General features: G+C 61.0%; 19 protein-coding genes and 1 pseudogene. 18 read left to right on the forward strand and 2 right to left on the reverse strand.

Translation table 11 applies throughout. The features are described from left to right. Positions 1-171 precede the first annotated feature (171 nt). The 16 genes from FE781_RS07435 (at position 172) to FE781_RS07505 (ending at position 21,945) form a co-directional block, all read left to right on the forward strand. Positions 172-450 carry a post-transcriptional regulator gene (locus FE781_RS07435; RefSeq protein WP_211346328.1) on the forward strand — a complete coding sequence of 93 codons (279 nt, stop codon included), beginning with the start codon at positions 172-174 and terminating at the stop codon, positions 448-450. Positions 451-657: 207 nt separating this feature from the next. Next, on the forward strand, positions 658-2,862 hold the full coding sequence (gene secD, locus FE781_RS07440; RefSeq protein WP_138788986.1) for a protein translocase subunit SecD: 2,205 nt from the start codon (positions 658-660) through the stop codon (positions 2,860-2,862). A gap of 194 nt (positions 2,863-3,056) precedes the next feature. Continuing rightward, positions 3,057-5,531, forward strand: a complete 2,475-nt coding sequence (gene recJ, locus FE781_RS07445) for a single-stranded-DNA-specific exonuclease RecJ (RefSeq protein WP_138788987.1) — start codon at positions 3,057-3,059, stop codon at positions 5,529-5,531. Positions 5,532-5,595: 64 nt separating this feature from the next. Further along, positions 5,596-6,108 (forward strand): adenine phosphoribosyltransferase, encoded by a 513-nt coding sequence (locus tag FE781_RS07450; protein WP_138788988.1) that lies wholly within the window; start codon positions 5,596-5,598, stop codon positions 6,106-6,108. A gap of 90 nt (positions 6,109-6,198) precedes the next feature. Continuing rightward, the gene (nikR, locus tag FE781_RS07455) at positions 6,199-6,675 is read left to right on the forward strand and encodes a nickel-responsive transcriptional regulator NikR (protein ID WP_138788989.1); all 477 of its coding nucleotides are present in this window, start codon (positions 6,199-6,201) and stop codon (positions 6,673-6,675) included. Between the two features lie 63 nt (positions 6,676-6,738). Continuing rightward, a complete protein-coding gene (locus FE781_RS07460; protein WP_138788990.1) occupies positions 6,739-8,934 on the forward strand; it encodes a RelA/SpoT family protein in 2,196 nt (731 codons plus the stop codon). Positions 8,935-8,980: 46 nt separating this feature from the next. Next, a complete protein-coding gene (gene dtd / locus FE781_RS07465) occupies positions 8,981-9,427 on the forward strand; it encodes a D-aminoacyl-tRNA deacylase (protein WP_138788991.1) in 447 nt (148 codons plus the stop codon). A 304-nt stretch (positions 9,428-9,731) separates the two neighbouring features. Next, positions 9,732-9,908 (forward strand): hypothetical protein, encoded by a 177-nt coding sequence (locus FE781_RS17415; protein ID WP_170209451.1) that lies wholly within the window; start codon positions 9,732-9,734, stop codon positions 9,906-9,908. 76 nt (positions 9,909-9,984) lie between these two features. Further along, positions 9,985-11,538 carry a coproporphyrinogen III oxidase gene (locus FE781_RS07470; protein ID WP_246068094.1) on the forward strand — a complete coding sequence of 518 codons (1,554 nt, stop codon included), beginning with the start codon at positions 9,985-9,987 and terminating at the stop codon, positions 11,536-11,538. A 64-nt stretch (positions 11,539-11,602) separates the two neighbouring features. Then, the gene (locus FE781_RS07475; RefSeq protein ID WP_138788992.1) at positions 11,603-13,603 is read left to right on the forward strand and encodes an FAD-dependent oxidoreductase; all 2,001 of its coding nucleotides are present in this window, start codon (positions 11,603-11,605) and stop codon (positions 13,601-13,603) included. 86 nt (positions 13,604-13,689) lie between these two features. Then, the gene (locus FE781_RS07480; RefSeq protein WP_138788993.1) at positions 13,690-14,175 is read left to right on the forward strand and encodes a hypothetical protein; all 486 of its coding nucleotides are present in this window, start codon (positions 13,690-13,692) and stop codon (positions 14,173-14,175) included. A 350-nt stretch (positions 14,176-14,525) separates the two neighbouring features. Next, positions 14,526-15,989, forward strand: coding sequence for an LCP family protein (locus FE781_RS07485; RefSeq protein ID WP_211346329.1), 1,464 nt, complete (start codon positions 14,526-14,528; stop codon positions 15,987-15,989). Between the two features lie 669 nt (positions 15,990-16,658). Further along, positions 16,659-17,915, forward strand: coding sequence for a histidine--tRNA ligase (gene hisS / locus FE781_RS07490; protein ID WP_138788994.1), 1,257 nt, complete (start codon positions 16,659-16,661; stop codon positions 17,913-17,915). Positions 17,916-17,972: 57 nt separating this feature from the next. Next, entirely contained in the window at positions 17,973-19,760 is a 1,788-nt protein-coding gene (aspS, locus tag FE781_RS07495; protein WP_138788995.1) for an aspartate--tRNA ligase, read from the forward strand. A 61-nt stretch (positions 19,761-19,821) separates the two neighbouring features. Then, positions 19,822-20,613, forward strand: coding sequence for a tRNA threonylcarbamoyladenosine dehydratase (locus tag FE781_RS07500; RefSeq protein ID WP_138788996.1), 792 nt, complete (start codon positions 19,822-19,824; stop codon positions 20,611-20,613). A 12-nt stretch (positions 20,614-20,625) separates the two neighbouring features. Next, positions 20,626-21,945, forward strand: coding sequence for a replication-associated recombination protein A (locus FE781_RS07505; protein WP_452459914.1), 1,320 nt, complete (start codon positions 20,626-20,628; stop codon positions 21,943-21,945). Positions 21,946-22,020: 75 nt separating this feature from the next. Here the strand turns inward: FE781_RS07505 and FE781_RS17765 are convergent. Continuing rightward, a pseudogene (locus FE781_RS17765) lies at positions 22,021-22,149 on the reverse strand (DUF418 domain-containing protein); the annotation flags it as partial. 94 nt (positions 22,150-22,243) lie between these two features. Between FE781_RS17765 and FE781_RS07515 the strand changes: the two are divergent. Next, positions 22,244-22,864: a TetR/AcrR family transcriptional regulator gene (locus tag FE781_RS07515; RefSeq protein ID WP_138788998.1), complete on the forward strand. Its 621-nt coding sequence runs from the start codon at positions 22,244-22,246 to the stop codon at positions 22,862-22,864. Positions 22,865-22,959: 95 nt separating this feature from the next. Here FE781_RS07515 and FE781_RS07520 read toward each other — a convergent pair whose 3' ends face one another. Continuing rightward, positions 22,960-23,769 carry an AraC family transcriptional regulator gene (locus tag FE781_RS07520; RefSeq protein ID WP_246068095.1) on the reverse strand — a complete coding sequence of 270 codons (810 nt, stop codon included), beginning with the start codon at positions 23,767-23,769 and terminating at the stop codon, positions 22,960-22,962. 123 nt (positions 23,770-23,892) lie between these two features. Between FE781_RS07520 and FE781_RS07525 the strand changes: the two genes are divergently transcribed. Further along, complete coding sequence (locus FE781_RS07525) at positions 23,893-24,669, forward strand: sugar phosphate isomerase/epimerase family protein (RefSeq protein ID WP_138788999.1); 777 nt, start codon at positions 23,893-23,895, stop codon at positions 24,667-24,669. The last annotated feature ends 18 nt before the right edge of the window (positions 24,670-24,687 follow it).

The following is a 24,687-nucleotide window of genomic DNA, read 5'->3' on the forward strand; positions in this document are numbered from 1 at the left end:
TCCTTCCGGCGGTCGTTCTTGTACAAACATATGCGTGTCCGCACCGGTCGCATGCCTGAATTTGGCGCCGCGTTTTTTTGCCGGAAGGCAGGAAATGAGGGGAGACTCATCGAAGTGTTAAGCAGGACATCCGATCGCGGGCGCTTATACTTCCCGAAAGGTGGGGGCTTCATGTTGGAACGGATCGACCGCTTGATTTCGGAAGCGCTGCCCTATGAAGAACTGGCGTCCGGTCTCGCCGACTTGTGCCGGAGCAAGGCGGAGGAGTTCCGGCTGCTCGGCTACGAGGCGGTTACGCCGGAAGATATATGGGACTGCGTCAGAGAACGGCACAAGGGCGAGCTGCCCCCTATCCACAGGCTGGTCAACGACATTTTGTCGTTGAAGGTCACGCAGTGGATGAACTGGATCACGATGGGGGCCCTGAAAGGAACAGGCTCCTGGCGATGACGGAAAACGGGAAAACGCGGGACAACGCGGGACAACGCCTGAACCGACGGATCGTTGCGGCTGCAGCGACCGGCGGGGTCCGGCGTTTTTGTTGTATCCTGCGGGGCGAATCGGGGAAGGAACGGCCGGTTCGGCGAAATTGACGGGTATTTTGTCGGCCGATATAATAGGCATATTGAGTCAGAAGCTTGAAGGGAGACTAACAACATGAATATGAAACGGATTCTCGCCTTTGTCCTGACAGTGGCGATTACGCTCGGCATCGTCGCCGCGACCTCGCCGTGGCTGCTGTCGAATCTGCGGCTCGGTCTGGACTTGAAAGGCGGGTTCGAGATTTTGTACGAAGCCCAGCCTTTGAGCGGCACCGGGGAAGTGACGAAGGAAGCTCTCGCCGAAACCGCAAAAAGCCTGGAGAAGCGCGCGAACGCATCCGGCGCGGAAGAACCTGAAGTCACGCCGGAAGGCTCCAACCGAATCCGCGCGCGGATCGCGGGGGTAACGGACGAAGCCAAGGTGCGCGAGACGCTGCGCACGCCCGCTTCGCTGACGTTCCGCAGCGCGGACGGATGCGCTCCCGAAGCCGGCTACTGCAAGACGGAGCTGCTCGGCACGGACTTCAAAGAGGGCGCGGCTCAGGTCGTGTTCGACCAGACCAATCAGCCGATCGTCCAGATCGAAGTGAAGGATAAGGCGAAATTCGAGGAAGTGACGAGAAGGCTGGTCGGCAAGGAGCTGGCCATCTATCTCGACGAGGAGCTGCTGTCCGCTCCGACGGTGCAAAACGTCTTCACTGACGGCAAAGCCACGATTACCGGCCGATACACCTTCTCTGAAGCGAAGGAGCTTGCGGATACGATCAACCTTGGAGCTCTCCCTCTCAAGCTGACGGAAAAGTATACGCAGGCGGTCGGCGCGTCTCTCGGACAGAAATCGCTTGAAAGCACCGTTCTTGCCGGAATTATCGGCTCCATCGCGATCTTTGTGTTTATGATCGCCATTTACCGGGTGCCGGGTATTGTCGCTTCCATCACGCTTGTCGCCTACACGTGGCTGCTGCTGCTGGTGCACTATCTGATGAACGCGACGCTGACGCTGCCGGGCATCGCCGCGTTCGTGCTCGGGATCGGCATGGCGGTGGACGCGAACATCATCACCTACGAACGGATCAAGGAAGAAATCCGGAGCGGGAAGACGATTCTCTCCTCGCTCAAGTCCGGCTCCCAGAGCAGCTTCCGGACGATTATGGACGCGAATATCACGACCATATTGGCCGGCGCCGTCCTGTATTATGTCGGCACGGGCGCGATCAAAGGCTTTGCGATCACGTTGATCCTCAGCATTTTGATCAGTATTTTGACCAACGTCTTTTTCTCCCGCTTCCTCCTGTGGCTGCTCATCCGCAGCAACTGGGCGAAGAAACCGGAGCATTTCGGCGTGAAACCATCGCAGGTCGCCGACATCCGGAAAAGCAAAGCCGAAGTCAAATCGGCCGCCGAAGGCAAGTTCGACTTCGCGAAGCACCGGAACAAGTTTTTCGCCTGGTCGGTTGCGGTGACGATCGCCGGCATCGTGATGCTGGCCGCCGCTGGTCTGCATCTCGGCGTCGACTTCAAAGCCGGAACGACGCTGGACGTGCATGTGGGCAAAACGATCGACAAGGCGCAAGCCGAGCAGCTTGTGCGGGATGCGATCGGCACGGCGCCGGAAAGCACGACGCTCAGCGACTCGAACGATCGCGTCACGATGCGTTTCGACCGCGTGCTCGATGCGGAGAGCGGCGAAGCGAACAAGGTGAAGGAAGCTTTCGCGAAAGCCTACGGCAGCGACGTGTCGGTCGAAGAAAACACCGTCGATCCCGTTATCGCCCGGGAGCTGGCCCGTTTGGCCGTCATCGCGATCGTGATTGCCAGCGCCGGCATCGCGATTTATGTCAGCATCCGGTTCGAGTGGCGCTTCGCGCTGTCGGCCATGATCGCGCTGCTGCATGACGCGTTTGCGGTCGTCAGCTTGTTCGCGATTTTCCGGCTGGAGGTCAATCTGCCGTTTATTGCGGCCGTCCTGACGATCATCGGCTACTCGATCAACGACAAGATTGTTATTTTCGACCGGATCCGTGAGAATCTTCGCTTCGCCAAGCTGAAGACGTCCGAGGATCTCGCCAAGCTGGTCAACGAAAGCATCTGGCAGACGATGACCCGTTCCATCAACACCGGCCTGTCGGTTATCATCGCGACGATCGCGCTGCTGATCTTCGGCAGCGAATCGATCCGGGTGTTCTCGCTGGCCATGCTGATGGGTCTCATCTGGGGCATGTATTCCTCGATCTGCATCGCGAGCCAGCTTTGGATTCTGTTCAAACAATCGGCCTTGAAGCGTAAAACGGGACAAGCCTCCTCGGCCGAAGCTTCCTGATCGACCCCATATGAAGCGTGATTCGCCCGCGTCCTGCGGATGCGGCGGATCGGGCCCGCCGGCGCCCGCACACGGGTTGGCCGGCGGGCTTTTTGCGTCCGCGCGGGACCGAGGGCCGTATTCCGCGCGCGACAAGCTTGTTCCGATCTGCTACACTTGATTCGATATACGCAAGCCAGAGAGAGGGAATGAATATGCTTCGATCCAAGGCGCGGTGGAGCTTGTCCGAAGCGTCGGAGGAACGGGCCGCGCAAGCAGCCAAACTGGCGGAAGAGCTGAAGCTGCATCCGGTTGTCGCGGATGTGCTCGTATCGAGAGGATACGCCGATCCGGAGTCGGCTGGCCGATTTTTGCGGGCCGATCTCGCGGACGTTCACGACCCGTATCTGCTGGACGGGATGAAGGAAGCCGTCGGGAGAATCCGGCTCGCGCTGGAGCGGGGGGAACGCATCCGAATCTACGGCGATTACGACGCCGACGGCGTCAGCAGCACCTCGTTGATGGTCAGACTGATGAGGAGGCTTGGAGCCGATTTCGATTATTACATACCCCATCGCGTGCGCGAGGGATACGGACTGAACCATGCGGCCGTCGAGGAGACGGCGGCGGGCGGATTCGGCTTGATCGTGACGGTGGATACCGGCATCAGCGCGGTCGAGCAGGTGGAACGGGCGAGAGAGCTCGGCGTGGACGTCGTCGTCACCGATCACCACGAACCTCCCGAGGTGCTGCCGCAAGCAGCCGCGATCGTCAATCCCAAGAAAACCGGATGCCCTTATCCGTATAAATCGCTGGCCGGAGTCGGCGTCGCCTTCAAGCTCGCCCATGCGCTGCTCGGCCGTCTCCCGGAGGAATGGCTCGATCTCGTCGCGCTCGGCACGATCGCGGATTTGATGCCGCTGGACGGGGAGAACCGCATATTCGTCAAGCACGGTCTCGAACGGATATCCGGCACGGAGCAGCCGGGGCTGCGGGCGCTGCTGGGAGTCGCGGGCGTCAGCGAAGGACAGCCCGTTACGGCCGGCCAAGTCGGCTTCGCGCTGGGTCCCCGGTTGAATGCGGGCGGCCGCCTGGAGCATGCGGGAGACGCCGTGGAGCTGCTGACGACGGAAGACCGGGAGACTGCGCTTCGGCTGGCCGACCGGTTGGACGCGTTGAACCGGGAACGTCAGCAGATCGTCGAGGAGACGACGGAGGAAGCGCTCGCCATGTGGGAGGAGGAAGCCGCCCTCGGCCGGAGGGTAGCCGTGCTCGCGCGCGAGGGATGGAATGTCGGCGTCATCGGCATCGTGGCATCCAAGGTGCTGGAGCGGGCCTACCGGCCGACCCTGATCCTCGGCATCGATCCCGGGACCGGCACAGCGAAGGGCTCCGCGAGAAGCATCCCCGGCTTCGATATCCACAAGGCGCTGACGGAATGCGCCGACTTGCTGGAGCATTACGGCGGGCATACCGCCGCGGCGGGACTGACGATCCGGACGGACCGAATCCCCGAGCTGCGCGACCGGCTGGACGCGCTGGCACGGGCTTGGCTTCGCGAGGAAGATTATACGCCGCTGCTGAAAGCGGACGGGGTTCGCCGGCTGGAGGACGCGACGCTCGAATCGATCGGCCAACTGGAGCGGCTGGCGCCGTTCGGGATGGGCAATCCGTCCCCCCGGTTCGTCATCAAGGGAGTAAGAATAGACGGCCGCCGGACGATGGGGAAGGACAACCGCCACATGAAGCTGACGCTGCTCGGCGAAGACGGCGGCTGCCGCGTGGAGGCGGTCGGCTTCCAAATGGCCGGCTTGCTGCCGCAGTTGTCCCAGACGGCGGAGCTCGACGTGCTGGCGGAGTGGTCGATCAACGAATGGAACGGCAAGCGGTCGCCCCAGCTTGTGCTGCAGGACCTGCGCGTCCCGCACGTGCAGGTGTTCGACTGGAGAGGACAGCGGCTGGAAGCGAAGCTGGGGGAATGGAGGGACGCATCCCGCAGCCAGGCGATTCTGTTCGCTTCCGCGCACTCCGTCGGCCCGGAAGCGCTGGAGCTGCTGGAGTCCGCCGGCGCGTCCGCGTGGCTCGCGCGTTCCCGCGGCAGCCTGCCCCAAGAGGAGGCGCTGCCGGAGATCGCCGCCGCCGCCGAATTATCCGCCGAAGCGGATGCCGACGGCTGGCTGCCGCTGACCCGGGCCGCGGCGGCGAGGGGAGGATGGACGGACTGCGCGGATATCTGGTGGGCGGACATGCCGGAGTCCGTCGATGATCTGCGGGCAAGCCTCGGGCAATGGAAGTCTCCCGAGCGATTGTACGTGTCGTTTATCGAACCCCAATCGTACGGGACGTTCCGCATCCCGGACCGGGAGACGTTCAAGCGGCTGTACGCCGCCTTGCTGCCCGCGCCGGAATGGAATCCGGACAACCCGAACCACTGGGAGGCGCTTGCCCGGCGCGTGGCCGTGTCCGTGCCGGCTCTGCGGTTTATGGTTGACGTGTTCCTCGAGCTGGGGCTGCTGGAACGCCGCGGCGGCACCATCGCCGCCGTCAGGACGGCGGACCGGCGCGATTTCTCCGAATCCGGCCTGTACCGCCGGCAGTCGCACCGGGACGAGCTTGACGAGGTTCTCGTCATGTCGACGGGGACCGAACTGGCGGGCAGGCTGTCCGGCTGGATCAGCGCGGGCAAATAAGGTTTCCGCGGGGACATTTTCGTGGTATGATGAGTCAGGAACTGTTATCGCAGGAGGGACATACGTGGATTTCAAGCCATATATTCGCGTCATTCCGGATTTCCCGCAGCCGGGTATCCGGTTCAAGGACATTACAACTCTGCTTAAGGACGGAGCGGCGTACCGGGCCGTTATCGATCAGCTCGTCGAGCGCTACAAGGACGAGAAAATCGATCTCATCGCCGGTCCGGAGGCGCGCGGCTTTGTCATCGGCGCTCCGCTGGCTTACGCGCTGGGCGTCGGATTCGTGCCGATCCGCAAAAGCGGCAAGCTGCCGGGCGAGACGATCGAGTCGTCCTACGATCTCGAATACGGCAAGGACAAGCTGAGCATGCATCGCGATGCGATCACGCCGGGCCAAAACGTGCTGATCGCGGACGATCTGCTGGCGACGGGCGGCACAATCCGCACCACGATCGATCTGGTCAGGCAGTTGGGCGGCAATGTCGTGGGCGCCGCGTTCCTGATCGAGCTGACGTACCTGAACGGCCGCGACAAGCTGGAAGGGATCGAAGTGACATCGCTTGTGAAATATTGAAGCAGGACGGGAACGGCCGTATGCGGACGCAGGTTCGCCATACGGCTGTTTTTGCAATAAAAGACTATGTATCGCCAGGGGTGAGCCCGATTGGAGAAAGATGCGTTGACGCGTTTCGGCGTTTCGATGCCGGAGGAGCTGGCCAAGCAGTTCGATCAATATATCGCCGACCAAGGGTACTCCAACCGCTCGGAGGCGATCCGGGATCTGGTCCGCAAGGAACTGCTGAAGCCGGCGAGGCAGCATGAGGGGCAACTGGTAGCGGGTACGATCGTAACGGTATACGACCATCATGTACGCGATTTGCCGCTGATTCTGATGGATCTGCAGCATTCCTACCACCACGAGATCATATCCAACCTGCACGTTCACCTGAACCGCGACCAATGCCTCGAGGTGATCGTCGTCCGGGGGCGCATGTCCCGGCTGCGGAAGCTGCATCAGGCGATTCAGACGCAGCGCGGCGTCGCTTACGCGGAGCTGTCGGTCACCTATACCGAGGAGGACGAACACGTACGACCGGAGAACCGCGACTTTCCGCACGGTCATGTCCACGACCATGGTTGACTCGCGTCCGTTTTCAACGCATAATGTAGAGAAAAACCGAACAGGCAAGAGGTTTAACTCTTCATGACCATCGAACAGCTGCTGGAGAAAGCGTCGGCTTATCTCAAGCCGCCCGAACTTGACAAAATTCGCGAGGCCTACGACTTCGCCGACAAAGCGCACGCCGGACAAACGAGAAAATCCGGGGAGCCGTATATCTTGCATCCGCTTGCGGTGGCCGATATCGTAACGGACATGCAGATGGACGCCATCTCCATCATAGCGGCGTTGCTTCATGACGTCGTGGAGGATACGTCCGTGCCGCTCTCGCAAGTCGAAGAGCGGTTTGGTCATGCTTGCGCGATGGTTGTCGACGGACTGACGAAGCTGGAGAAAATCAAGTTCAAGTCGCGCGAGGAAGCGCAGAACGAGAACTACCGCAAGATGTTTATCGCCATGGCCCAGGATATCCGCGTCATCTTGATCAAGCTTGCGGACCGCCTTCATAACATGCGCACGCTGAAATACCAGTCCGAAGAAAGCCAGCGCCGCATCGCCCACGAGACGCTCGAGATTTTTTGCCCGATCGCGCACCGGCTCGGGATCTCGGCGATCAAGTGGGAGATGGAGGATATCGCGCTCCGTTTCCTGAACCCGCAGCAATATTACCGCATCGTTAATCTGATGCAGAGAAAACGCCGCGAGCGGGAGCAGTACATCGCGGACGTCGGCGCCATCATCAAGCAAAAATTAAACGAAATGGGCATCGACGGCGACATCTCGGGCCGGCCCAAGCATATCTACAGCATCTATAAGAAGATGACCACGCAGAACAAGCAGTTCAACGAGATTTACGATCTGCTTGCGGTCCGGATCATCGTGGACACCATCAAGGACTGCTACGCGACGCTCGGCATCATCCATACGTTGTGGAAGCCGATGCCGGGCCGGTTCAAGGATTACATCGCGATGCCGAAAGCCAACATGTACCAGTCGCTGCATACGACGGTGATCGATACGCACGGCGAACCGCTTGAGGTGCAGATCCGGACGAGGGAGATGCACCGCACCAGCGAATACGGGATCGCGGCGCATTGGGCGTACAAGGAAGGCGGCTCGATGGTGGCTGCGGGCAGCTTCGGGGAGAAAATGAATTTTTTCCGCGAGCTGCTGGAGCTGCAGAAAGATTCGAGCGACGCGTCCGAATTTCTTGAGTCGCTGCGCATGGACTTTTTCTCGGATCTCGTATTTGTGTTCACGCCGAAGGGCGAGGTCATCGAGCTGCCCGCCGGTTCCGTACCGCTGGATTTCGCGTACCGGATTCATACCGAGGTCGGCAACCGGACGATCGGGGCGAAGGTGAACGGCAAAATCGTGCCGCTCGACCATATCCTCAAGACGGGCGACATCGTCGAAATTTTGACGTCCAAACACTCGTACGGCCCCAGCCAGGACTGGCTGAAAATCGCGCAAAGCTCCCATACGCGGGCGAAAATCAAACAGTGGTTCAAGAAAGAAAACCGCGAGGAATACGTGCAGCGCGGCCGCGAGGGAATCGAGCGCGAGCTCCGGCGGCTCGGGTTCGATCCGACCGCGCTGATGACCGAAGAAAGCCTGCTCGAAGTGGCGCGCAAGTTCAACTTCACGGATATCGACGACATGTACTCCGCCATCGGCTTCGGCGGCATCACTGCGGCGCAGGTGTGCACGCGGCTGACGGAGAAGCTGCGGAAGGAAAAGGTCGCCGAGGAAGCGAACGCGCTTGAGCTTACGCAGGAAATGAAGGAAGTCAAGTCGCCGGGAGCCGCGTCCGAGAAGAAGGGCCGTCCGACGCACGGCGTGCGCGTCAAGGGCATCGACAACGTGCTCGTCCGTTTCGCCCGCTGCTGCAATCCGATTCCGGGCGACCCGATTATCGGGTATATAACGAGAGGCCGCGGCGTCTCCATTCACCGCAAGGATTGCGTGAACATGCCGACGGGCGAGGGCGAGGAAGACCGGACCATCGAGGTCGGCTGGGAGCAATCGGTGGAGGCGAACTACCAGGTCGAAATCGAGATTACCGGCCATGACCGGCGAGGCCTGCTGAACGAGGTGCTTCAAGCGGTGTCCGAAGCGAAGACGGTAATCGCCGCCGTCTCCGGCCGTTCCGACAAAAACAAGCTGGCGCTTATTCACATGACGATTCTCATCCGCAATCTGGAGCATCTGCAATCGGTTGTGGACAAGATCAAGCGGGTAAAGGATGTTTATTCCGTCCAACGGATCATGCAGTCGTAAGACGTGCGACGCAAAAGCGAAACGAAAGAGAAACGGAGCCAGAACGATGCGCGTGGTTGTGCAACGCACCAAACAAGCCAGCGTAACCGTCGGCGGGGACGTGGTCGGGGCGATTCGCTCCGGCCTGACCTTGCTGGTCGGGATCACGCATGACGATACGGAAGAGGACGCCGTCTGGATGGCGGACAAAATCGCCGGCTTGCGTATTTTCGAGGACGGCGAGGGCAAGATGAACCGCTCCGTCGTCGAGGCCGGAGGCGCGATCTTGTCCGTCTCGCAATTTACGCTGTACGGCGACTGCCGCAAGGGGCGGCGGCCGAACTTCATGGCGGCCGCCCGTCCGGAGCGGGCTCAGCCGCTCTACGAGAAATTCAACCAGCTGCTGCGGGAGAAAGGACTCACCGTCGAGACGGGCGTATTCGGAGCCATGATGGACGTGTCCCTGGTGAACGACGGTCCGGTTACGCTGATCCTCGACAGCCGGTCCGTTTAAAACGAGCCCGATGGCGGCTTGAATTTCAGAAATCCGGATTGCCGAAGCAAGACTTAACCTTCGGGACAACCGGAACGCCCGGTCCAATCGGCCGGCGCCCGGTTGTCCGCGCCGAACGGCGGCGCAACTGCCTCTATCAACGGCCGATCCTCGCGGAGCCGGCTCCGGTAGAGGTTTTTTTCGCTTGTCCGGATGCCTGCACAGGAGCTCGCATCGGGACGGTTTGATTGCGCATCCCCATCTTGGGCAGACTGGAAAACAAACGAAACCAGTCGGCGAACCGCCGAGGAAAGAGGGGGCCACGATGCGGCAATCCGGGAAAATGGAGCAGGCGGCGGGGGCGGCGGCCGTTATGCCGGGGGCCATGACGGAAGCGGCGGCCATGCGGGAGCTGGACGGCGATTCCCATTCCCTACAATGGCTGGAGTCGAGCGCTTCCCATCCGCGTCCGAACGGCGGAGGCGGGCCGGTCCGCAGATAGAGGGGGCCGGGGAGGGGCGCAAAATGGCGGAGGAGCCGCGCTTGTGATAATATAAGTCGTTGGAGGAGATACAAGCGTGAATATCCTGATCGTCAAGCATGGCTTCACCGATTTCCACAACGAATTGTTTCATATCTGCAAACTGTTTTTCGAGGACGTTCGGCTGCTTGAGCCCGGCGACGACGCCCCGCCGGAGCTGACGCTGGAACTGACGCTGCCGGACCCCGACGCCGAAGGCGGCGAACGGTGCGCGACCGGGCGCCTGCACCGGCGCGCCGACGGCGGAACCTGGACGGCCAGCACGGCCCGGCCGGCGGCGCAAGGGCCGCAGTCGTCCGAGACGGAGGAGCGATTGGCGAAACGGATGATTCTCGCGACGGCGCTGAAGCTTCTGGAGCAGGCCACCGGCTTGCAGCAACCTTGGGGCATTCTCACGGGAGTCCGTCCGACCAAGCTGTTCCACAACCGGATGAGAGAGCAACCTATTGAAGCTTGCATTCGTCAATTAAAAGAGGACTACCTCGTATCCGACGAAAAGGCGAATCTGCTGGCCGACATCGCCGTGAGACAACTGAAAGTCATCCCCGATTTGTTCAACCTCGACCGCGAAGTCAGCGTGTATATCGGCATTCCGTTCTGCCCGACCAAGTGCGCGTACTGCACGTTTCCCGCTTACGATATCCGGGGCAACAACGGCTCCGTTCAGGAATTTTTGGCAGGATTGCATGAGGAGATCCGCCAGATGGGCGCTTGGATGCGCCGTGCCGGCGTGAATATTACGACCATCTACTGGGGCGGAGGAACGCCGACAAGCATCGAAGCGGATGAGATGGACGCGTTGTTCCGGACGATGCGCGAGCATTTCCCCGATCTGGGGCGCGTGCGCGAGCTGACCGTCGAAGCGGGGCGGCCCGACACGATTACGCCGGAGAAGCTCGAAGTCATGCGGCGCTGGAACGTCGACCGCATCAGCATCAACCCGCAAAGCTTCACGCAGCTTACGCTGGACGTCATCGGCCGCCACCATACCGTCGAGGAGACGGTCAACAAGTTCAAGCTGTCGCGTGCCATGGGCATGAACAATATCAATATGGACCTGATTATCGGGCTTCCGAATGAAGGAACGGCCGAATTCCGGCATACGCTGGGGCGGGTGGCGGAGCTGATGCCGGAGTCGCTCACCGTGCATACGTTGTCGTTCAAACGCGCATCCCGGATGACGCAGAACCGGGATCAATACGAGGTAGCCGAGCGGGACGAGATCGCGGAAATGATGAGGATGGCGGCCGAATTCACTTCCGCCAACGGGTATGTGCCGTATTACATGTACCGGCAGAAAAACATCCTCGGCAATCTGGAGAACGTCGGCTATTCGCTGGAGGGCCGGGAAAGTCTCTACAACATCCTCATGATGGAGGAGCGGCAGACGATTATCGGGCTCGGCTGCGGCGCGGTCAGCAAAATCTTATGGCCGGAGACCGACGACGGCCAGGGCGGACGGACGCAGCGGATCGAGCGTTTGCCGAATCCGAAGGAGCCGAACGCCTACAACCGGAGCTACCGCGAGTACATCGACAAAAAAATCGCGCTGCTCGACGAAGCCTACGGGCTTTCGGCCCGCGCGGAGTAAAGAGTAACAAGGATTAAGGCGGGCCGGGAGCGGCCGCCTGCAGTTCACGGGAGGGAAAACGGGGTTGAATAAGGGGAAACAGCAGCAGGGAAGCGCTGCCGGACAAACGAGACGATACGGCATCTGGATTGCGATCTTGATTATTTTGTCATCTTTGGTTTATTTCGGGACCGTGGTTTATAAAGGGCTCAAGGAACCCGGACCGGGAAAACCCCAAACCCTCGAGCGGGTAGCGGCGGTGGACAAGCCGGCGGACGCCTACGACGTGATCGTCGTCGGAACGGACCCGGAGGGAGTGGCGGCGGCCGTATCCGCGTCGATGAACGGGCTGAAGACGCTGCTTGTCGACGGACGCGACCGCGAGATTTTGGGCGGACTGATGACGCTGGGTTGGCTGAACAGCCTCGACCACAATTATCACTACAAGGCGCCCGTCATACCGGGCAAGCCCGAATATTTCAACAAGGGCATCTTCCAGAAGTGGTACGAGCAGGTCGAAGGCGATTCGTTCGACGTCGTGACGGCGGCCAATGCGTTTAACAAGCTCGTCAAGAACGAGAAAAACATCGATGTGCTGCTGAAAACAAAAGAGATGCTCCCGTGGACGGAGCCGGGCGAAGGCGGCCGGACGGTGGTCAAGGGCATGAAGATCACGCTCGCCGACGGCACGGCCGTGTCCGTCCCGGCCAAAGCCGTCATCGACGCCACGCAGGACGGCGACGTGTATGCGGCGGCGGGAGCGCCGTTTACGCTGGGCCGCGAGGATCTCGGCGATCCGAAGGCGCGTATGGCGGTTACGTTGGTGTTCAAGCTCGGCAACGTGACGCCGGAAGTGTGGTCCGCGGTGAAAAAGCGGCTGGAAGACGACGGCGATCCGAACACAGGGGCCAATGAGCTCAGCGCCTGGGGTTACGTCGAGATGCAAAATTACCCGTCGACCCAGGAAGGCCGCGTCAAAATGCGCGGGTTGAACATCGGCCGCCAAAACGACGGGACCGCTCTGGTCAACGCGCTGCAAATCTTCGATATCGACCCGCTCTCGCCGGCTTCGGTCGCCGAAGCTTTCGAGATCGGCAAAAAAGAACTGCCGCACGTCATCGACCATATGAAGAAGCTGTATCCGGAGTTCAAGGACATCACGCTGGCCGGCACGGCACCGGAGCTGTACGTCCGCGAATCGCGCCATCTGATCGGCGAATACCGCCTGACGATGGTGGACGTGCTGGAGAACCGCGACCAATGGGACCGGATCGCGTTCGGCTCGTACCCGGTGGACATTCAGCGCATTTCTGCCAAGGACAACGGCGCCGTTATGACCAAGCCGATCCAGTACGCGATCCCGTTTCGGAGCATCGTGCCGAAGAACGTCGACGGCCTGCTCGTCGTCGGCCGGTCCGCGAGCTTCGACTCGCTTCCCCACGGAAGCGCGCGCGTCATACCGGTCGGCATGGCGACGGGCGAAGCGGCCGGCGCCGCCGTCAAGCTGGCGGTCGAGAAGGGAATGACGTTCCGGGAGCTGTCGCAATCCAAGGACGATATCGCCGAGCTGCAGGCGCGCTTGAACAAGCAGGGCATGGAGCTGGCGCCGTTCAAGCTGGACCCGAACGAGCATATGATCGACGGCCGGTCGAAGCTCGCCTACATGCTCCACCCGGCCTATCCGGGGCTGAAGGCGGCCGTCAGCATGAGCTTGACGACCAGCGGCTACTCGTACGATTTCAAGCTGGACGAACCGTCCAATCCCCAGCGGCTGGTCAATCATATGTTGGCGGTGCGCCGCATTCACGGTGCGGACAAGTTCAAGGGCGATCCGAACGCCGCGCTGAAATCGGTCGAGACGCCCGACAAGGCGCCGTTGACGCTGGATCAGGCGACGTATACGATTCTGACGACGGTCGGCGTGCAGACGACAAGGGAGAACGCCGCGAAAGAACTCGAATCGCGCGGCTGGATCAAGCCCGAGTCGAAAGCATTGATTCAAAAGCCCGAATCCTTGACGAACGGACAGGTCTTTATGCTTATCCGCGACATTGTCGAAGCGGTGGCGGGCCGAACTTACGATTGATTTTTTCGCGCCGGGCAGGAGAACTTTCACAATTGGACAACTCATTGTATTAGGAAAAAATAACAAAGCGTTAAGGTGGTGGGCGCATGGAGCGTCAATTGGATATTTTGCCATTGAAAGAGTTTGAACAATTGGACAAGGAGCAGCAGATCAAAAAGCTCCGCGATTGGATCGTGAGATATAGCGTAGGAGACATCCGCAAAGCGTGGGAACTGAAATATCCGACCGAGTATTATCAAGTTCTGAGACGCCTCGGCATTTACGACGATGTTGTGCGGAAGAGCAACAAATTTATGCGCGACTTCATGCTGTCCGAGTCGGATCGTCCGATCCTGTACGAACCGAAGCAGCCGCTGGGCCGCACGTTCCCTTCGCAGTTTCAGGAAGCGCTGAAGTACGACTTGCAGGGATTGATGACAGGGCAGGAGCTGGGCGAGCGTCTCGGAGGCATGGCCCATCTGATCCGGGCCAGCCGCAAGCATTTCCGCGTATCGATCCAGATCGAAGAATGGCAGCCGAAGAGCGACCGCGAGGAAGCCGCGGCTGCCGGGGAAGAATCCGGAGAAGCCTGATTGTTGCTGGATAAGGAAACGCCCTGCGTAGCCGGCGAAACTGCCGCCGCAGGGCGTTTTTTTGCGTCTTCGCCGGCTTCCGGACCGATTGACATGCACGGGCCGGCTTCCGAGTATATATGTTGTTGACGCGAAGAAGCCGGGTTCGCCGTTTTTGCCGTTTGAAGGATTTTCCGGCTCCGCTGTCGAATGCATGAGCGGGCGAGAAGATTGGCGGAAAACGCGGTAGTTTTTTCAAGTTTGTAACCCCCTTGGGGGGAGAATCGTCTACAATTATAGACAGAGATCGACCGGGAGACCGGGTCGGACAAAAAACACATCCAGTGATACACATCGGAAGGAGCCTAACCATGCGAAGCGCGAGACTAAAGCCGAAGATGAGCCGCAAGCGCTTATGGCTGACGGTGGCTTTGTCCTTGATCGGCAGCCTGTTTTTGGGCGCGTTCGGCTATGCCGGCTATTTGTATTTTAAAGCGGATCAAGCCATCAAGTCCGTGTCCGGCGGCGATAAGCTGCCGGAGCCCCAGCCCCTGGCCGCGACGAAGAAGAAAGAAGACCCGATTACGTTCCTGGTCGCGGGCATCGACTCCCGCGCCGGCAGCGGCGGCACGCTCAACACCGACGTCCTGATTCTGGCCAGCCTCAATCCGGAGACCAAATCGGCCACGATGGTGTCGATTCCCCGGGATATGCAGTTGAAGCCCAAGGGGCTCCCGGCCCGCAAAGCGAACTATTATTATGCGATGTTTTACAACGAAAACAAGGATACCGCTCTGTACGAGACGAAAAAAATGTTCCAGGAGCTGTTCCAGTTCCCGATCGATTACGCGGTGACGATCAACTTCGACGGCTTCCGCGAGATTGTCGACGAATTGGGCGGGCTCGATATCAACGTCGATATGGACATGAAATATGTCGACACGGCCGACGGCACGAATATCGATCTGAGAAAGGGCTATCAGCATTTGAACGGCAAGCAGGTGCTCGATTTCGTCCGTTACCGGCATTCGAACAGGGGGACGGCCGAATCCTCCGATACCGAGCGCAACGAGCGCCAGCAGCAGGTATTGAAGGCGATTCTCGGCAAGCTGACGTCGTTCGGCGGCATCGCCCAATGGGGCGGCGTGCTTGAGATCGCGGGACGGACCGTCAAGACGGATATCCCCGAATCGACGCTCCGAAGCTGGATCCTGTCGTTCTCCAAGATGAAGCCCGATACGATCGAATCGATCAGCTTGGGCGGCCGTTGGGAAAGTCCGTATATGATTGTGGAGGAGGAAGTGCTGGACGAGGCGCTGAAGGCGCTGCGCCGGCGCGCGGAGCTGCCGGAGCAGCCCGCCAAGCCGCTGGATCTGACAACGGTGGCGCTGCTGGACCCGCGCGAGAAGCCGTCGGGCGCCAAACCGGGCGGCACCACGACGCTGGACGGCGGCGGTTCGAAGGCTTCGCCCAAACCGACGGCGAAGCCGAGCGCAACGCCGAAGGGGACGGCGAAGCCGTCCGCGCAGCCTCCAGCGAAGCCGACGACTGCGCCGGAACCGTCCGCCGAGCCGAAGCCGTCTGCGGCGCCCGGAGGAGCGGGCACGGCGAAGCCGGGCGCTTCCTCCGGGCCGGTAGAAACGGCGGCGCCTGACGTAACGGCGGAGCCGACGCCTGTGCCCGAGGCGAAGCCGACGGCTGCGCCGCAGGAGCCGACGCCGGCGGCGCAGCCGTCCGCCGGCGGGCCGTCGCCGAAACCAAGCGGCGGCGAGACCGACGGGCCTTCTCCCTCGGCGGCCAAGCCGGCTCCGTCGGAGAAGCAAGGCGGCGTGTAACCCGGAACTCGCGGCCCGTTCCTCTCGTCTTCGAGGAACGGATTTCGTTTGCGGCCGATGAATGCGTTTTATTTTTTGTAATACATCTGTAAACTTGCTTTCATGCTTCTTTAACATTTAAGGGCTACTATAAGAGTCGACCCCCTTTTTTCATATAGATTCACCTTGACGGCTCGCAGACGCATGCGTTTGCGGGTCATTTGTTTTTGTGCGGGAAGCGCGGGCCGCAAGTCTTGACTTCTCCCGTAACGAAAGGGTATAATCTTGCATAATCTGACACAAGCTGAAACATACCGATCCAATGAAGGGACCGAAATTCGCGACAGGCTGGGCAATCAGAGAGGGAAGCCTTAGGCTGCAAGCTTCCTTGCGCAGTGCGGATGGAGAGACATCCCGGAGGACCTCCGGTGAACGCGATGCAGGCGGCGTTGCAGCAGCTCTCCGGACAGAGGGCGGGCGCGGAACGCGAGCATCGGCGCTAGCCGGCAGGCGCAGGCGGGCGTTAACCGTTGTTGAGAGCGAATCGGGTCAGCCTCCGCAGGCTGGGCATCCGCAAGGATGCGGCTCGGTTCGAAACTGGGTGGAACCGCGGGAGAATCATCTCTCGTCCCTGTATGTCGCAGGGGCGGGAGATTTTTTGTTTTTGCGAAACAGAAGGGGTGTGGAGATATGTCCAATATTCAAAAACCGAAAGGCACGCAGGATCTGCTGCCCGGAACGGTGGAGAAATGGCACTACGTCGAAAGCAAGGCGCGCGACATCTGCAACCGGTTCAACTACCGGGAAGTGCGCACGCCGATCTTCGAGCATACGGAGCTGTTCCAGCGCGGCGTCGGAGAAACGACCGATATCGTGGAGAAGGAGATGTACACCTTCCTCGACAAAGGGGACCGCAGCATCTCGCTTCGTCCCGAAGGCACGGCGGGCGTCGTCCGCTCGTATATCGAGAACAAGCTGTACGCCGAACCCGATGTGGCCAAGCTGTTCTACATCGGTCCGATGTTCCGGTACGAACGGCCGATGGCCGGCCGGTACCGCCAGTTTCACCAATTCGGCGTGGAGGCGATCGGCTCGGCCGAACCGTCGATCGACGCCGAGGTTATCGCGATGGGGTATCTGCTGTACAAGGAGCTCGGCTTGAAGGAAGTGACCGTCGAGATCAATTCCGTCGGCAACGCGTCCGTTCGCGCCGTATACCGGGATAAGCTGCGGGCTTTTCTCCAGCCGCTGCTGCCGTCGCTGTGCAAGGACTGCCAGTCGCGCTACGACCGCAACCCGCTGCGGGTGCTGGACTGCAAGGTGGATCAGGACAAATTCGGCGGCGCTCCTTCGATCCTGGATTCGCTCGACGACGAGTGCCGGAACCACTTCGACGCGGTGAAGGCGCACCTCGATGACATGGGGATTCCGTATGTGGTCAATTCGCGATTGGTGCGCGGCCTCGATTATTACACGCATACGGCGTTCGAGTACAAGGCGGCGGGCATCGGCGCCATCGACACGATCGGCGGCGGCGGCCGGTACAACGGCCTCGTGGCCGATATCGGCGGAGACGACCGGCCGGGCGTCGGCTTCGGTCTAGGCCTTGAGCGCGTTCTGTTGGTGCTGGAGGCGCAAGGCGTGGAGCTGCCGGGAGCGGCTCCGGTCGACGTCTACTTCATCGGGCTGGGGGAAGCGGCCGAGCGCCGCGTCGCCGCGCTGGCGTACGAGGCTCGCGCGGCCGGCCTGAAAGCCGAGATGGATTATCTCGGCCGCAAGATGAAGGCGCAATTGAAGGCGGCCGATCGGCTGGCCGCCCGCTACGCCGCCATCCTCGGCGACGACGAACTGGCGCGCGGCGAAATTACGCTGAAAAATATGGCGACCGGCGAGCAGAGCCTGGTTGCTCTCGACCGTCTGATCGGCATCCTGAAAGCCGGAAGCTGACGGTCGCGCCCGAGACGATTCGTTATTTCACACATTCCATAGGGGGATATGGTTATCATGATGCTTAAAACGCACCATTGCGGAAAATTGACGAAATCCGACATCGGCCAGGAGGTCGTTCTGAACGGATGGGTTCAGCGCCGCCGCGATTTGGGCGGCGTCTTGTTCATCGACCTGCGCGACCGCAGCGGCATCGTCCAGCTTGTCTTCAACCCGGAATTCTCCGGGCAGGCGCTGGAGATCGCGGACAAAGCGCGCAACGAATACGTGCTGGCCGTTCGCGGCCTGGTGGTCGAACGCGATCCCGAGACGTTTAACCCGAACCTCGAAACGGGCGAGCTGGAAGTGCGCGTGACGGAGATCGAAATTTTGAACACGGCCAAAAACCCGCCGTTTTTCATCGAGGACGGCATCGAGATCGACGAGTCGCTTCGCCTCAAGCACCGTTATCTGGATCTGCGCCGGCCGGAGATGCAGAAGACGCTGATGCTGCGTTCCAAAGCGACGAAGCTGATCCGCGATTTCCTCGACGACAACGGATTCCTGGAGATCGAGACGCCGATTCTGACGAAGAGCACGCCGGAAGGTGCCCGCGATTACCTCGTGCCGAGCCGTGTGCATCCGGGCGAATTTTTCGCGCTGCCGCAGTCGCCGCAAATTTACAAGCAACTGCTGATGGTCGGCGGACTGGAGCGCTACTATCAGATCGCCCGCTGCTTCCGCGACGAGGACCTGCGCGCCGACCGCCAGCCGGAATTCACCCAGGTGGACATCGAGACGTCGTTCATGTCCCCGGAGCAACTGCTCTCGCTGATGGAGAGCATGATTGCGAAGCTGTTCCGCGAGACGATCGGGTACGAGGTGCCGACGCCATTCCAGCGCCTGACATACGCCGAGGCGATGGACAAATACGGCTCCGACAAGCCGGACCTGCGGTTCGGCCTGGAGCTCGTCACGGTGACAGATCTCGTCGCCGACAGCGACGTAAAAGTGTTTAATATGGTGGCCAAAAACGGCGGCATCGTCAAAGCGCTGAATGTCAAAGGCGGCGCATCCTGGAGCCGGAAGGAGCTGGACGACCTGCAGCCGTTCGCCGCGCGCTACGGCGGCAAAGGGCTGGCGTGGATCACGGTCAAGGACGGCGAGTGGAAGGGGCCGATCGTCAAGTTCTTCAAGCCGGAAGAGATCGCCGCGCTCACCGAGCGTCTTGCCGTGGAGGAAGGCGACCTGCTCGTCTTCTCCGCCGACAAGCCGAAGGTCGTCTATGACGTGCTCGGCAACCTGCGCCTGAAGATCGGCAAGGAATCCGGCCTCATCGACGAGTCCGTCTTCAAGTTCGCGTGGGTCGTGGACTTCCCGATGTTCGAATACGACGAAGAAGCAAAGCGTTATGTCGCGATGCACCATCCGTTCACGCGGCCGAAGGATGAAGACCTGCACCTGTTCGACAGCGATCCGGGCCAAATGCGCGCGCAGGCGTACGACATGGTGCTCAACGGTTACGAAGTCGGCGGAGGCTCGATGCGGATTTTCCGCCGCGAGGTGCAGGAAAAAATGTTCGCCGCCCTGGGTTTCACGCCGGAGCAGGCGTACGAGAAGTTCGGCTTCCTGCTGGACGCGTTCGAATACGGCACTCCTCCGCACGGCGGCATCGCGCTTGGGCTTGACCGTCTCGTCATGCTGCTGGCGCGCCGCTCGAACCTGCGCGAGACGATCGCCTTCCCGAAAACGGCCAGCGCGACGGATCTGCTGATGGACGCTCCGTCCGCTGTCGACGGGAAGCAACTGGAGGAGCTGTCGATCCGGCTCGCGGTGAAGGAGCCGGCCGCCCCGGCCAAGGCGTAACGCCCCTAGGTATCCGTCCGGAACGGCCGTTCCGGACGACTGCACGAAAGGAGCAACGAACATGCTACATCAATTCTCGCGCACGGAGCTGGCGATCGGTCCGGAAGGGCTGGATGTCATGCGGTGCAGCACGGTGGCGGTGCTCGGTCTGGGCGGCGTCGGCGGCATCGCAGCCGAGGCGCTTGCCCGTACGGGCATCGGACGCATCATCCTGATCGACAAGGACGTCGTCGATATTACGAACGTCAACCGCCAGGTGCACGCGCTCACCACGACGGTGGGCCAGCCGAAGGCCGAGCTGATGCGCGAACGCATCCAGCTCATCAATCCGGAATGCGACGCCGTGCCGCTTAAAATGTTTTACACGGAAGAGACGTACGAGAAGGTGTTCGAGTACCCGCTGGATTACGTGATTGACGCTTCCGACACGGTCACGTACAAAATTCACATTATCGAACAATGCCTGAAGCGCAACATTCCGATCATCTCCAGCATGGGCGCGGCGAACAAAATGGACCCGACGCGGTTCCAGGTCGCCGACATCTCGAAGACGACGGTCGATCCGCTGGCGCGGGTGATCCGGCAAAATCTGCGGAAAAAAGGCATCCGCAAGGGCGTCAAAGTCGTCTTCTCGACCGAGGAGCCGATCAAGCCGCGCCAGGACGTCACCCAGCGGATCGTGCCGGAGAACGCGCCGGAGATCCGCAAGGCTCAGCAGCCGCCCGCGTCCAACGCGTTCGTGCCGCCCGTCGCCGGCCTGATTATGGTCAGCGTCGTCGTGAGAGACTTGCTGGAGAAGGCCCGCAAGGAAGCGGGAGGACAAGCAGCCGAGTCCGCAACCGGCGGGAGCTGATCTCCGATGGAGATGGACGATCTGTTCAGCTACGGCGCCCAGTCCGATACGTCCGGCCGGCTGCTGGCGGACCGGATGCGTCCCCGGACGCTGGACGAATATATCGGCCAGGAGCATATCCTCGCTCCCGGCAAGCAGCTTCGCCGGGCGATCGAAGCCGACCGGATCGGCTCCATGCTGCTGTACGGACCGCCGGGCTGCGGTAAGACGACGCTGGCGAACATCATCGCGAACCATACGCAGGCGGAATTCACCCGGCTGAACGCCGTTGACGCGTCGGTCAAGGATGTGAGGGCGGTGATCGACCGCGCCCGCGATCTGAAGTCGATGTACGGCCGGCGTACGATCCTGTTCCTCGACGAGGTGCACCGGTTCAACACCGCGCAGCAGGATGCGCTGCTGCCTTCCGTCGAGCAGGGCGTCATCTCGCTGATCGGGGCGACGACGGAAAATCCGTTCCATCACGTGAACCGCGCCCTGCTGTCCCGCTCGACGCTGTACCAGCTCCAGCCGCTGGACGAACGGCACGTCATGATCGCGCTGCGCCGGGCGCTGGCCGACCGGGAGAGAGGACTGGGCGACCTGCCGATCGACGCGGAGGAGCAGGCGTTGGCCCACATCGCCCAGGTCGCGGCCGGAGATATCCGCCGCGGGCTGAACGCGCTGGAGCTGGCCGCGCTGACGACGCCGCCCGATCCGAGCGGCCGCATCGTGATCACGCTGGAGGTCGCGGAGGAGTCGGTGCGCCAGCCGACGATCAAGGCCGACCGCTCGACCCAATACGACGTGCTGTCGGCGTTCCACAAGAGCGTGCGCGGCTCCAGCGACGCCGCGCTGTTCTGGTTCCTGTACGCGGTCGACCGGCTCGGCATGGACCCGATGACGTTCCTCCGCCGGTTGATCGTCGCCTGCAGCGAGGATATCGGCCTCGCCAATCCGCAAGCGATGGTGCAGGCGGTGGCGGCGATGGACGCGTACCACAAGATCGGCATGCCGGAAGCGAAATACAATATTGCGCAGGCGATTCTGTTCGCGGTGGAGAGCCCCAAATCCAACGCGGTCGCGGTCGCGCTGTCGCGGGGTCAGGCCGCCGTGGAGCGGCTGACGCAGGCGGAGGTGCCGATGCACCTGCGCGATACGCATTATGCGGGCGCGGAGCAGCTCGGGCACAAGGGGTACAAGTACCCGCACGACTACCCGGGCCATTACGTCGAGCAGCAGTATTATCCGGAGGCGCTCGGCAATCTCCATCTATACGACGCGACGGAGCAGGGGACGGAAGGGAAAATCCGCCAAAACCAACTGCGCCGCCGCGGAATGGACGGCAAGTGATACAGTCCGGGAGCGTGTCCCCGGGCTGTTTTTGTTTGTTGTTACGCCCGGAGGCCCGCCGCATTTATCGCACCGTTCAAACGTAAAAAGCATATTCAGATCGCCCAGATAGGCGAAGATCCAAATATTCGTCCCGAGCGTCCTCAGTATGGCGAATCCCCGCCATATATCCAGCATGCGGATGCACGCCGCATGCTGTTCCATCCCGTTCACTCTCTGTTTTAGTACAGTGTATGATTAAAACCGAAGTCAATATAACACGTTGTATTAAAAAAATCAAAACCTGTATAATAGAGCTATGCCGAAAATCGTAGATCACCAAAAACAAAGACAGCGGGTCGCCGAGGCTGCGTTGCGGGTGATCCGGAGAGGCGGGCTCGAGCAGGCGAGCGTCCGCAACATCGCGCAGGAAGCCGGATTGTCCGTCGGCTCGATGCGCCATTATTTCGCCAGCCAAGCGGAGTTGTTCGCTTATTGCATGAACCTGTTTGTGGACCGGATTCATGCCCGCTTTCAGACGATGAAATTCGACGGCTCCGTTCTGACCGTGCTGAAGATGCTGATTTTGCAATTTTTGCCGGTGGACGAGGACAGAAGGCTGGAGATGGAGGTGTGGTTATCGTTCAGCGCCAAGGCCGTCCACGATCCCGAACTGAAAAAGCTCAGCGACAAAATGTACGACGACATGCACGGCGTCTCCCGATTCGTAATCGATACGCTGGTGAAGGAGGGGCTGGCGAAGCCCGATCTGCAAGCCGACATCGAGCAGGAGAAGCTGTATGCCCTAATCGACGGGCTGGCCGTTCATCATTTGCTGCGTCCCGACGCCTTGCCGGCCGAGCGGCTGGAGGCGATTATCGACGAGCATCTCCGGTCGTTATGCGTTCCCGAAGCCGGGAACGGTCAAAACGGCCGGTAGCTGCGGCGCCGTGGGAAAAGGCGGCGTCATCAAGTGGTGCGAGATGCGCGAGTTGCTGCGGGATTAAGAAGGCCGGGGAGCCGTCCGCGCGAGGGTCAGCTCTCGCGCCACTTCTGGCGGTACTCTCTCGGCGACATGCCGTAGCGGGCCCGGAACGCGCGGTGAAAATACGTGTAGCTGGCGAAGCCGGACGTCTCCGCGACGCGCTCCAGCGACAGAAAGCTGTAGCGGATGCGCTCGGCCGCCGTGGACAAGCGGACGTCCATCGCGTATTGCATGATGCTTGTGCCGAAGCAATCCTTGAACAGATGCGATGCGCGCGATACGCTCAGGCCGACGTGCCGCGCCAATTCCTCCACCTTGAACGGCCGGTAGGCGTTCTCTTCGATATACCGCTTCATCCGCTCGCCGATATACGCATGCCGTCCGGGCGACGACGTCTCGGTGATCGCGCGGTCGATCAGAAGCAGCAGGCAGCGCAGCAAATATTCCAGCAGCTCCGGGTTCTGGCGGCCGATCCGCCTGTGCTCGAGCAGGAGCTGCCGCCACAGCTCGACAAGCCGCTCGCTCGACCGGGTCCGCACGAGGGAAGGTCTGGACGAGCGCTTCCACCACTCGTCCACCCACGGGCCCCGGCACATGACGAAATAGTCTCCGCTCGATATTTTGCCTGCGGCATGGCCGTTCTCGTGTTCGCCGACGATCAGCTCGTACGGATCGCCGGGACGGTACAGCAGCAAATCCCCCGCTTCGATCGTCGTCATGCGCCCCCCCGTATAAGCTTTGCACCGGCCTTCCGTCTGCAGGCGGAACAAATAATACGTGACGCCGGACATGCTCTCCAGATGCAGAGGTTGCGTGTGATAGGAATAGCCGGCCGACAATATTTCGCAGGAACCGTTCACCGGGAAGCCCTCCTTGCCGAATTCGCAGCAAAATTGTTCATGTGATAACCGGTATGTCTATATGAGATTATAGCGCGTTTGGCCTATAATGTAATCAAATACGACAACTGACGAGGTGTGACGATGAGGAGGATGGGCATCGCCCTGCAGCTCTATACGCTGCGGGAACCGTTGGCGGAAGATTTTAAGGGAACGGTCCGGCGGGTCGCCGAGATCGGGTACGAAGGCGTGGAGTTCGCCGGCTACGGCGGCTTGAGCGCCGAAGAGATGAAGCGGCTGCTGGAGGAGACGGGACTGCGCGCGGTCGGCTCCCACGTCAGCCTGAAAGCGCTTCGCGACAATCTGCAGGGCGAGATCGCGTATGCGAAGACGATCGGCGCGGGCACGATCGCCTGCCCGTGGCTCCCCGTCGAGCAGTATCAGACGGAGGAGGCTTGGACGAGCCTCTTCAAGGAGCTGGAATCGATCGGCGCGGAATGCCGCAAGCACGGCATCGTGTTCTGCTATCACAACCACGCGTTCGAGTTCGAACAGCGGGTCGGCGGCCAATTCGTGTTCGACGCGCTGTACGGCTCGACCTCTCCGGATTCCGTGCAGGTCGAGATGGACGTCTGCTGGGTGCACCGCGCCGGACAGGACCCGCTGGCGTACATCGCCCGTTACGCGGGACGCCTTCCGCTCGTTCACTTCAAGGATTACGCCCCGACAGAAGACGGAACGTTCTACACGAAAGAGCTGGGACGCGGCATCGTGCCGCTGGCCGACGTGCTGAAGGCGTCCTCCGACGCCGGTGCCGAGTGGCTGGTCGTGGAGCAGGACAACTGCCGCGACAACCCGCCGATCGTCAGCGTGGCCAACAGCTTCAACTGGCTGCGCGAGCATTATTTGGCGAAGCTGTAAGAAGCGCCGACACCGAAC

This window comes from Paenibacillus thermoaerophilus (assembly GCF_005938195.1).
Taxonomy (GTDB): Bacteria; Bacillota; Bacilli; order Paenibacillales; family Reconciliibacillaceae; genus Paenibacillus_W; species Paenibacillus_W thermoaerophilus.

What these genes read in the sequence shown, in the direction of transcription:
- FE781_RS07485 (WP_211346329.1), top strand. Translation starts at nt 14,526, where the DNA reads ATGCGAAGCGCGAGACTAAAGCCGAAGATGAGCCGCAAGCGCTTATGG.
- FE781_RS07505 (WP_452459914.1), top strand. Translation starts at nt 20,626, where the DNA reads ATGGACGATCTGTTCAGCTACGGCGCCCAGTCCGATACGTCCGGCCGG.
- recJ (WP_138788987.1), top strand. Translation starts at nt 3,057, where the DNA reads ATGCTTCGATCCAAGGCGCGGTGGAGCTTGTCCGAAGCGTCGGAGGAA.
- FE781_RS07525 (WP_138788999.1), top strand. Translation starts at nt 23,893, where the DNA reads ATGAGGAGGATGGGCATCGCCCTGCAGCTCTATACGCTGCGGGAACCG.
- dtd (WP_138788991.1), top strand. Translation starts at nt 8,981, where the DNA reads ATGCGCGTGGTTGTGCAACGCACCAAACAAGCCAGCGTAACCGTCGGC.
- FE781_RS07460 (WP_138788990.1), top strand. Translation starts at nt 6,739, where the DNA reads ATGACCATCGAACAGCTGCTGGAGAAAGCGTCGGCTTATCTCAAGCCG.
- aspS (WP_138788995.1), top strand. Translation starts at nt 17,973, where the DNA reads ATGATGCTTAAAACGCACCATTGCGGAAAATTGACGAAATCCGACATC.
- secD (WP_138788986.1), top strand. Translation starts at nt 658, where the DNA reads ATGAATATGAAACGGATTCTCGCCTTTGTCCTGACAGTGGCGATTACG.
- FE781_RS07515 (WP_138788998.1), top strand. Translation starts at nt 22,244, where the DNA reads ATGCCGAAAATCGTAGATCACCAAAAACAAAGACAGCGGGTCGCCGAG.
- FE781_RS07500 (WP_138788996.1), top strand. Translation starts at nt 19,822, where the DNA reads ATGCTACATCAATTCTCGCGCACGGAGCTGGCGATCGGTCCGGAAGGG.
- FE781_RS07435 (WP_211346328.1), top strand. Translation starts at nt 172, where the DNA reads ATGTTGGAACGGATCGACCGCTTGATTTCGGAAGCGCTGCCCTATGAA.
- FE781_RS07480 (WP_138788993.1), top strand. Translation starts at nt 13,690, where the DNA reads ATGGAGCGTCAATTGGATATTTTGCCATTGAAAGAGTTTGAACAATTG.
- hisS (WP_138788994.1), top strand. Translation starts at nt 16,659, where the DNA reads ATGTCCAATATTCAAAAACCGAAAGGCACGCAGGATCTGCTGCCCGGA.
- FE781_RS17415 (WP_170209451.1), top strand. Translation starts at nt 9,732, where the DNA reads ATGCGGCAATCCGGGAAAATGGAGCAGGCGGCGGGGGCGGCGGCCGTT.